Origin of the sequence: uncultured Thiodictyon sp. (genome assembly GCF_903828115.1) — a bacterium.
Classification (GTDB): Bacteria; Pseudomonadota; Gammaproteobacteria; order Chromatiales; family Chromatiaceae; genus Thiodictyon.
This window is the reverse complement of the sequence record NZ_CAIKKU010000286.1, coordinates 1-9,343: the sequence shown is the minus strand read 5'-3', so window position 1 is coordinate 9,343 and position 9,343 is coordinate 1. Positions and strand designations below refer to the sequence as shown.

The window sequence follows — 9,343 nt, the reverse complement described above, 5'->3', positions numbered from 1 at the left end:
TGGTCTCCCAGCGGCGCACGGTCGCGGGCGAAACCCCAAGAGCTTCCGCCGCCTCGCCTATCCTTACTTTGTACACTTTTTTGCTCATGTTTGGCAAAAATGTACAACTTTAATCGCAACAGTTCAAGCCCTTGTTCAGGTGGGCATCGACGTAATCCGGCGCCCGCGTCAGCGCCTCGCCGTAGGCGGCGATGGCCTGCGTATAGGCGGCCTCGGCCCCGGCATGGTCGCTCAGTGCGGCGCGCAGTTCACCGAGACTCAGGAGGGCGTTGCCCTTGTTCATGTGGGCCATGACCTGGTCCGGCGCCCGCGTCAGTGCCTCACCGTAGGCGGCGATGGCCTGCATATAGGCGACCTCGGCCCCGGCATGGTCGCTCAGTGCGGCGCGCAGTTCACCGAGACTCAGGAGGGCGTTGCCCTTGTTCATGTGGGCATCGAAGTAATGCGGCGCCCGCGTCAGCGCCTCGCCGTAGGCGGCGATGGCCTGCATATAGGCGGCCTCGGCCCCGGCGTGGTCGCTCAGGGCGGCGCGCAGTTCACCGAGTTTCCAGAGGGCGGTGCCCTTGTTTATGTGGGCAGCGACGTAATCCGGCGCCCGCGTCAGTGCCTCGCCGTAGGCGGCGATGGCCTGGGTATAGGCTGACTCGGCCCCGGTATGGTCGCTCAGGGCGGCGCTCAGTTCACCGAGTCTCCAGAGGGCGAGGCCCTTTTCGTTGTAAGCAGCGACCTCATCCGGCGCCTGTCCCAACGCCTCGTCGAGGCTCGCGAGTGCCTCCCGGAACGCGGCCTCTGCCGTCCCATGCCGGGAGCGGGCACCCGCCAGTTCCCCAATCTGCCGGGCAACCACCCCCGCAGCATAGGGCGTCTCCAACCGCAACTCCGGCCGCAGCGCGGCCAGCGCATCGCCGAGCGCATAGCGGGCATTGGCGAGCGCCTGGTCCATGACCGCGATCCATTCCTTCCAACCCCGCTCCCAATCCTGCCGATTGGCATGATAAATCGCCTCGGCGACCGCCTCCGGCTCCCCCTCCCCGCGCCCCCGATAGATGACCTCCAGCGCGGCATGGGCCTCCCGGGACCGCTCCGGCTCCAGCCCGGCGATGAGGCGTCGCAGCAGGTCGTGGATGCGGTAACGGTCCGGCCGGGCCGGATCGCGCCAGACGAATGAGAAGCCGGTGAGGGTGGCGAAGTCGGCTGAGCTCGAGTCGAAGCGCAGCCGGTCGCCCAGGGCGAAATAGAGTGCGCGGTCGAAGCCGCGGGCGGCGGCCAGGGCGGTGACGGCGGATTGGACCTCGCCGGTGCAGTAGCTCAGCAGACGGGTGACGAGTTTGCCGCCAAGGTCACGCCGGTTGCCATCGGCACCCGATGGAAAGTCCGCGGCGGTCAGCCGCTCGCCGCGCTCGCGGGCGCTCAGGCACAGGTCCGCGGCCAGGCCCAGATAGAGCGGATGGACCTGGTCGGGGGCGATTTGTGTGTAGCGGATGAGGGCGGCGCGCAGTGCCCGGTCGGGGTCGCCCGTGCGCTCGCGGCCGGGCTCGTGGCTTAATGCACGGGTGAGATAGTCGTCGGCATCGGGTGGGTCCAGGTGGCCGATGAGTTGGGTGTCGATCAGGTCGCCGGGGATGGGACAGTCGAGCGCATCGGCCCAGCGCGGCGGCTCGCGCCCGGCCAGGGCGACGACGACGCCGTGATTGGGGCGATAGAGTTGGGCGAGCAGCGCGCGCAGCCATTCATCGCGCTCGAAATAGCTCGCCGCGGACTCGGTATGGCGGCCGGTGCCCCAGAAGGATTCGTGGGTGTCGATGAGCAGCACCAGCCGCGGCGGGGCGCCGGGCAGGCGCATGGCGGCGTCGATGGATTCGCCCAGGAGGCGGGGCAGCGCATCGCCCAGGCGGGCGCCCTGGTCGGTGGCGGCCATGGCCTGGAGGGCTTGCAGCCGGGCCTCGTCGAGCTTGAGGCCGGTGCGCCACAGGGCGAAGTCGGTCTTCAGGTGCTTGTCGAACAGGCCGATGACCTTGACGGCCAGGCCGGTGATCGGGGTGTCGTTGATCAGGTCGAAGAGGGTGCCGGCGAAGTCGGCCTCTTCCGCTGGGAACAGGGCCTTTATGCGCTCGGCGGTGAGTTGGCCGCGCCCGCGCAGATAGAGCATGAGGGCGTAGTCGAAGAGCGGGAGCCGGAGCCCCTGGGCGCCCAGGGCGCGGCCGATCATGAGCGGCCCGGACCAGTAGCCGCGCGGGTCGTCCTCGGCGCTGCCCAGGCCCGCGAGGTCGTGGTAGACGCAGGGGACGGCGACGGACCCGTCGGCCGAGCGGGCGAGTGCGTCGTAGCCCGTGACGCAGGCGCGGTCGTCGGCGCTGGCGTCGAGTCGCGCCCAGGCGTCCGCCGGGAGTCGGCGGCAGTAGCCCTGCATCAGGAGCTTGAGCAGCAGCGACTTGCCGTTGCCGCCGTCGCCGTGGAAGAACAGCATCCGCTCCAGGGGCGGCGCGGCGTGCAGATAGCGCAGGAACAGGCGCCGCTCGGCCAGGCGGTCGGCGAAGAGCGGCAGGGCGCGGTCGTGCGCGGTGATGCTGGGCGGCTGTTCGAGGGGCATGGGCGGCATTCCCTGGGGCGTTTCAAGCCAGCTTATCAGTTCTCCCCGAGGTGCTCCACGCGCCGCGTTACTCCCATTAAGCTAAGTCTGACGTCCAGTCCAGTGCGGCCTGGGAGCGCCGCACCCCAGTGCGGCGCGATCTCGCAGATCACCCCGCCGCTGTGGGTTGAGCAAGGCCGCGCCGCACTGGGGTGCGGCGCTCCCAGTCGCCGTTGTCTCGTTCCCACGCGGCGCGGCACCGCTGCTAAGTTCAGCGCCGCAGCCCAAACGCCTGGAGTCCAAGGCTTCAGCCTTGGCGCGCTCCAAGGCTGAAGCCTTGGACTCCAGGCAGAGGCGCCGCGCCCCACTGACGCAGGATGTCGAGGATCGGCGCTATCGCGGGCGGCGGCGGGTCGCCGGGCAGCAAGCGCAGGAGCAGGCCGCGATGGGCGGCGCTGACCACCACGGGGGCGCCGCCGCCGGGGTCGCGGGCGGACTCCAGGGTGACGACGCCGTCACCCAGGTCGGCGCCGATACTGTTCCACCAGGCGGCGAGGCGGCGGCGCAGGGCCGCGGAGCCGGTCGCGGCGGCGGCGGCCTCGAGGCCCGCGGCGAATTCGGGCGGCGCGGCGAGGAGCCGGCCCTCGATCGCGCGGATCGGTACCGCGGGCGGCCAGGGGCGGGCGTTGAGTGCGCGCAGGAAGTCGCTGCCGGGGCGCAGGTCGATCTTGGCCTCCCCGGTGCCGTCGCGCAGCGCGGCAAAGAGCGAGAAGCGGCGGCCCTCGACGGTCGTGAACTGGTCGCGCAGTTCCAGCCAGACGCGCAGCCGCGCCCATTCGGACCCCTGGTTGGGGGTGCCGACGAGGATGACCCCGGCGACCGCGGGGCCGTCCACCGGCGCGCCCTCCCCCGCCGGGTGGCGCCGACGCGAGACGAAGTCGCGGGCAACCAGGCCGCCCATGCTGTGTCCGATCAGGACCAGCGGGGGCCCCGGCGGGAGTTCCGGCCAGTGGCTCGCCAGGTAGTCGGCGCTACGGTCGATCCCCTGGTCATTGGGGTAGCGGAACTCCCAGACCTCGAAGCCGGCGGACTCCAGGGCCGGCGCCAGGTCGTCCCAGATGGTCCCGGGCTCGTCGAGTCCGTGGATCAGCAGGACGCGCAAGGCCGAGGCCGGAGCGGGGGCCACGCCGCGTTGGCGCAGGCCGTGCCAGCCGTCGTCGGGGGCCATCTGCGCCGGAAACCAGTGGTACAACTGGTCGTGGACCAGGACGCGCAGGCGGCGCTCCTGGCGCGGGTGGTCCTCCGACCACCAGGACCAGGCGGCGGTGACGGCCAGCAGCGACAGGAATGCGAGGGTCAGGAGGCGCCGCGGGCGTGGTCTCTTGGTTGTTGGCTCGGTCATGGGTGCAGGTCCCGGCGGCTCTGGCCGGTGCGGTCGGTCAGCATGGTGCGTCATCCTAAATCCGGCAATTGCTCTCACAAAGAACACAAAGAACAACAGATCACTGAAAGCGTTGCGCCGAGCACCGCCCAGATGACCTCCCCGACCGACATATCGCTCTGAAAATCTTTGTGATCTTTGTGTCTCTGTGAGAGAAATCCTGTTTCTGGGGTCATTCGTCCCGCGTGGGAGCGGCCTGTGACGGCGCCGCGTTCGGCGCCCGGCCCGTCGCGGCTGAAGCCGCTCCCACAGGCGTCGCTGCGCGACGTCTTGGGGGCGGCCGCTCGGTTATGGGGGCTCGGCGGTGAGTCCGGCGGTGACGAAGGCGAGGGTGGCGGCGGCGTCGAAGGCGTTGCGGCGGGCGTCGGCGCGGGCGTTCTCGGCGTCCAGCAGGGCCTTGTCGGCGGCGGCGGCGTCGGTCAGGGTGCTGACGCCGACCTCGAATCCGGTGCGGGCCGCGGCGGCGCCGACCCCGGCGGCGGCCACCAGTGCGTCGGCCGCGTGATAGGCGGCCAGGGCGCTGCGCAGGGCCTCGTAGGCGGCGGCGATCTCCGCGGCGGCGGCCCCGCGGGTGGTGGCGACCGCGGCCTGGGCCGACAGGATGCGCGAGCGGGCGCTTTGCAGCCGGCTGTCGCGCAGGCCGCCTTCATAGAGCGGCAGGGTCACGCCGATGAGCACGCCGGTCTGTTGCAGGGGCACGGCGAAGGTGGTGCCGCCGTTGAAGCTGAACTGGTTGTCGCCGGTCGAGAGGCTGGCGATGAGCCCGACCTTGGGCCGGAAGGCAGCGGCCACCCCGCGCTCGCCGGCCTGCGCCGCCTGCAGTTGCGCCACGCCGGCGACGATGTCCGGGCGCTGGACCAGGGCGCGCGCTATGACCTGATCGAGGCCCTCGGCGGTCGCCGCGGGCAGGCCCTCGGCGCTGTCGCGCAACCGGATCAGGGTGCCGTGGGGCGTGCCCAGGGCGGCGTTCAGCGCCACCCGGGCGGTGGCCGCCTCGCCCTGCGCCTGCACCAGCGACAATTGCGCCTGCGCCAGTTGGGTGCGCGCCTGGGCGATCTCGATGCGGGTGCCGACGCCGCGCAGGGCGCGCGTTTCGGCCGCCGCCAGGACCTGCCGGGCGGCGGCCAGGGCGCGGCCGGCGGCGGCCTCCTTGCGCCCGGCCGCGCCGGCGGCATTGAAGGCGCGGTTGACATCGAACACCACCTGCTGGTGCGCCTGGTTGAACTGGACCCGGGCGACCGTCGCCAAGTGGTCCGTGACCTCAAGCGCGGAGGTCCGCTCGCCGAAGTCGAACAGCAGCCACTCGACGGTGAGGATCGGGATCACCGCCTGCACGTCGGTCGTCAGGGTCCGGGTGCCGCCAAAGGGCAGGGTCACCGGGGTCGAAAGGCGCTGATAGCCGCCGACGACGCTGGCCGCCAGGCGCGGCAGCAGGGTGGCGCGCGGGACCCCGGTCGCCAGGGCGGCCTGGCGCGCCTGCTCCCAGGCAGCACGGGTCGCCGGGTTGCGCCGCTGCGCCAGGTCGATGAGCTCACCGCGTGAATAGGCGTGCGCCGGGTCCAGGGCGGCCGGATCGGACCCCTGGTCCGCCCCCCGCGCCGCGGCCGGCTGGTCGCCATAGCGCTCAAGCGTCGACTTGACCTGGGCGCGCAGTGACTCCGGCAGGACCCAGGGTTGGTGCGGCCCCGCCGATGGCTCGACCGGCAGGGTGGCGTCGCAGCCGCCCAGCAGGAGGGCGCCGAGCAGCAGGCCGAGCAGGGTGCCGAGTCCGCGATCAGCGTGCATGGCGCGCCTGCGCGACCAGGTCGGCGAGCAGCCGGTCGAAGGCCCGATAGAGACGCTCGCGCTCGCGCAGCATGGCGGCCGACCAGGGTTGCCCGCCGTCGGCCGACGGCTCCAGGTCTGGTGCCGGGTCGGGATTCAGAGCCCCACTCAGGTCAGGGCTCGCCGCCGCCGCGCGCACCCCGGGATCGGTCTCCCCCATCCAGTCGAGAAAGGCGGCAATGGCATCGGCACGGACCTGATCCCGGCGCCGGAGGTCTTGCGCGAGCGCGTCCGGCAGGGCCGGTGCATCGTCGTCGGTTGCCCGCTGCTGGGCCAACATGGCGGCGTTCAGATAGAGGTCCTCGCACAGCACCACCAGCCGTTGTGCCGCCGCCTGCCGCTCGCGGTGCGGCCGAATCCGCCGCGGCTCGAAGTTCAGCAGGTCCAGGGCCGAGGCGGCGGCCGCGAGTTCGGTGTTGAAGCGATCACCGGCGCGGGCCACCGCGGCGCGCCCGGCCGGTGCGCCGAGCAGGCTGCGCACCGTCTGGAGCGCGGCGCGGAAATGCGCCCGGATCTTGCTTTCGGCGCTGACCGGCCAGAGCGAGACGAACAGGACGGCAATCGCCAGGTTACCGATCACGACCCCCACGATCCGGTCGCGGGCGATGCTCAGATCGTAGGAGGGACCGAAGCCGTGCAGGGTCGCCAAGTAAAAACACAGGGCGATCTGCAGGCCGATGTAGGAGGTGCGCTCGCTCGCGAGCCCGATCCAGGCGGCGACGAAGGTCACGGCGGCGATCACCAGGGCCAGGTCGCCGATGGAGTGCATGGACGGGAACACGAAGACGATGGCGACATAGCTCAGCAGGGCGCCGATGAGACAGCCGATGAGGCGCAGCGTGAGCTTGTGCAGGGTCTCGGCGACCGAGCCCAGGGCCACATAGAAACAGGTGATGACACAGGTGTGGATGCCGGGCCAGTCCAGACCGATATAGAACAGGTAGCACAGCATCACCGCCAGGGTGGTCTTGAGTGCAAAGCGGGCGTACTCGGGGTTGCTGAAGGCATCGGCGGCGAAAAAGGGTGCGGCCGGGGCGCGCTCGGTCAGCCCGCGCGCACGCGCGATGGCCGCGGCCTCACCCGCGGCGACCCCGGCCAGGGCGATCAGCACCCGATCGATCTCCTGCCCGGCGGCAGTCGCGGCCGGCTCGGGCGGCGGCGCGGATGGCGTCGGCCACACCGCCGCGGACCGCTCGGCACGCCGATCGAAACGGGCCAGCACCGCCCCCAGTGCCCGCGACCGCGGCCGGGCGCGCCCGTACCCGGTCAACTCGAGCACCGGCGCCGCGGCCCGGGCCGTCAGCAGGCGCGTGGAGAGCCGCTCCAGCGCCTCGAGTCGGGCCAGGGCCGGCGCCGGCAGTTCGTGCAGCAGCCGCACCATCTTGTTGAAGGTCGCGGTGGCGGAGTCGCCGGCGCGCATGAGCCCGAGCAGTCGGCGACGGCTCACGGGTCCCGGCGACTCCAGCATCAGGGCCGCCGCCGCGAAGCGCCGCCGCAGGGTATCGCCCCAGAGTCGGGCCGGGTCGCGCCCGACCACCAGATTGAGCAGGATCAGCAGGCACATCGGCACCAGCACCATCGGGATCATCCACAGGAAGGCCCGGGTGATCAGCTCCGGATAGCCCACCAGGTCCGGCGCGGTCAGGGCCATCGCCAGGACCATGGCGAGCGAACCGGCGACCGGGCCGGATTTCGTCGTCGCGGACAGGAACATGCCGCCATAGATCAGGGCGCCCATGGTCAGGACGCGCAGCATTGGCGCGTCGGCCGTAGCGCCGGTGACGACGAAGGCCAGCGCGACCGCGAGGACCACGACGACGATCAGGGCCAGGCCCTCGATGGCGCTGGAGCCGGCATCGTCCTTACTGACGAAGAAGATCAGATAGGCCGCGAGCGCCGCCTCCGGGATCTGCCAGGCCATGCAGACGATGACCACGGCCACGCAGAGCACCGTCATGCGCAGCACCCGCCCGAGACGGCCGGGAAAGGGCGCCAACTCCTCCCGGAGCAGGTCGCGCAGGCGCGGCAGCACCGCCGCGCCGGGCGTGGGTTCAGTCCGCGCGCCGCTGCTCATGCAGGACCACGACCACCGAGGCACCGATGCGCATCAACCGCTCGGGCGGCGACTCCAGGCGGATCCGCACCGGAAAGCGGGCCGCGACCCGCACCCAGTTCAGGGTGCGGGCCACATAGGGCAGGCCGCCCAGGGCCGCGATCTCACTGTCGGAGGCCACGCCCCAGCCGATGCCCTCGACCCGGCCCCTGATCCGCACCCGCGGGTCGATCATGACGAACACATCGGCCGCGTCCCCCACCTGGATGCCGGCCAGTTCGGTCTCGGCAAAGAGCCCGCTGGCGGCCCAGGTGGCGCTGTCGATGAGGGTGAAGAGCGGCACCCCCGGCATCACCACCCCGCCCGCGGCGACCTTGAGCCCGACGACCTTGCCGGCCACCGGGGCGCGCACCTCGGTCTGCTCCAGTGCCCGCCGCGCGATGGCCACCTGGGCGCGATTCGCGCGCACCTGGGCCTCCAGGGCGCTGGTGGTCTGGACCGCGGTGGTGGCGGCGCGGGCGGCGCCCTGCGCCTGGCGCAGCGAGACCTTGGCGTCGCTCACCGCGGTGCGCGCCTCGTCCAGGGTCTGGCGGGACACATAGCCGGCGGACTCCATGGGCACCAGCCGCTCCGCGGTGCGGGTGGCCAGCGCCAGGTTGGACTCGGCACGGGCCACCTGGTCCTGCGCCACCACCGCATTGGCGCGTTCGGATTCGCGCAGGCGTTGCTGATCCGCGAGGCTGCCCTCGACCACCGCCAGCTCGGCCTGCGCCAGTTCCAGTTCCAACTGGTAGGTCTCGGGGTCGAGCCGAAAGAGCAACTGCCCGGCGGCGACCGACTGGTTCTCCGCGACCGCCACCTCGGCGACGCGCCCCGGCACGACACAGGAGATACGCACGACATCGGCGTCGATCTCGGCGTCGGTGGTGCGCGGCGACAGGGCGAGCGCCGCGGCCAGCCGGTAGGCGACCACCAGCGTCGCGACCGCGACCAGGGCGAACAGGAGCCGGCCCAGAATGGAGCGGAACTCGATGCCGCGCTCGGACAGGGGGTTCACGGATCAGGCGCCGGTCCGGGGTCAGATCGTCGCGCGCGCGAACAGGAGCTGCCACAGACCCATGGCCGCCAGGGCGCTCAAGAGCAGATAAAAGACGCCGGGCAATGGGATCGAGCGCGCCACATCGGCCCACACCAGCAGCGCGTAAACGAGGCCCGCCAGGACCATACCCAGCATCACGCTGGGGATCCAGGCCGGGAAGTAGGAGCCGGCGAAGACGACGATCGGGGCTGTTTCCATGGGGATCTTTGGCGGCGTGGGGGTTGCGCGATCGGATGGGCCCCACCCTGGGCGACGGGTGCGGGCGATCACAGGTTAGCCCAATCGTACCTGGCGCGGCAAGCTGCTACCGGACGTTCCCACGGACCGGGCGTCGTTGTCGTTGTCGTTGTCGTTGTC

Annotated in this window: 7 protein-coding genes; all 7 read right to left on the bottom strand. The window is 71.6% G+C overall.

What is annotated here, in order from left to right; translation table 11 throughout:
• Positions 1 to 88: MerR family DNA-binding transcriptional regulator (locus QZY48_RS34760; RefSeq protein WP_366929667.1), on the bottom strand; the 88-nt coding region annotated here is incomplete at its 3' end.
• Between the two features lie 21 nt (positions 89 to 109).
• A complete protein-coding gene (locus tag QZY48_RS10640) occupies positions 110 to 2,590 on the bottom strand; it encodes a tetratricopeptide repeat protein (protein ID WP_295430836.1) in 2,481 nt (826 codons plus the stop codon).
• Positions 2,591 to 2,876: 286 nt separating this feature from the next.
• Positions 2,877 to 3,971 carry a triacylglycerol lipase gene (locus tag QZY48_RS10635; RefSeq protein ID WP_295430834.1) on the bottom strand — a complete coding sequence of 365 codons (1,095 nt, stop codon included), beginning with the start codon at positions 3,969 to 3,971 and terminating at the stop codon, positions 2,877 to 2,879.
• Positions 3,972 to 4,298: 327 nt separating this feature from the next.
• Complete coding sequence (locus QZY48_RS10630) at positions 4,299 to 5,795, bottom strand: TolC family protein (protein WP_295430832.1); 1,497 nt, start codon at positions 5,793 to 5,795, stop codon at positions 4,299 to 4,301.
• Positions 5,785 to 7,908, bottom strand: a complete 2,124-nt coding sequence (locus tag QZY48_RS10625) for an FUSC family protein (protein ID WP_295430830.1) — start codon at positions 7,906 to 7,908, stop codon at positions 5,785 to 5,787. Before QZY48_RS10625 ends, QZY48_RS10630 begins: the two co-directional genes overlap by 11 nt.
• Positions 7,886 to 8,944, bottom strand: a complete 1,059-nt coding sequence (gene mdtN, locus QZY48_RS10620; RefSeq protein ID WP_295430827.1) for a multidrug transporter subunit MdtN — start codon at positions 8,942 to 8,944, stop codon at positions 7,886 to 7,888. Before mdtN ends, QZY48_RS10625 begins: the two co-directional genes overlap by 23 nt.
• Positions 8,945 to 8,965: 21 nt before the next feature.
• Entirely contained in the window at positions 8,966 to 9,184 is a 219-nt protein-coding gene (locus tag QZY48_RS10615; protein ID WP_295430825.1) for a YtcA family lipoprotein, read from the bottom strand.
• Positions 9,185 to 9,343 lie beyond the last annotated feature (159 nt).

Coding starts and splice junctions, on each gene's coding strand:
- QZY48_RS10640 (WP_295430836.1), bottom strand. CDS start 2,590: ATGCCCCTCGAACAGCCGCCCAGCATCACCGCGCACGACCGCGCCCTG.
- QZY48_RS10635 (WP_295430834.1), bottom strand. CDS start 3,971: ATGACCGAGCCAACAACCAAGAGACCACGCCCGCGGCGCCTCCTGACC.
- QZY48_RS10630 (WP_295430832.1), bottom strand. CDS start 5,795: ATGCACGCTGATCGCGGACTCGGCACCCTGCTCGGCCTGCTGCTCGGC.
- QZY48_RS10625 (WP_295430830.1), bottom strand. CDS start 7,908: ATGAGCAGCGGCGCGCGGACTGAACCCACGCCCGGCGCGGCGGTGCTG.
- QZY48_RS10615 (WP_295430825.1), bottom strand. CDS start 9,184: ATGGAAACAGCCCCGATCGTCGTCTTCGCCGGCTCCTACTTCCCGGCC.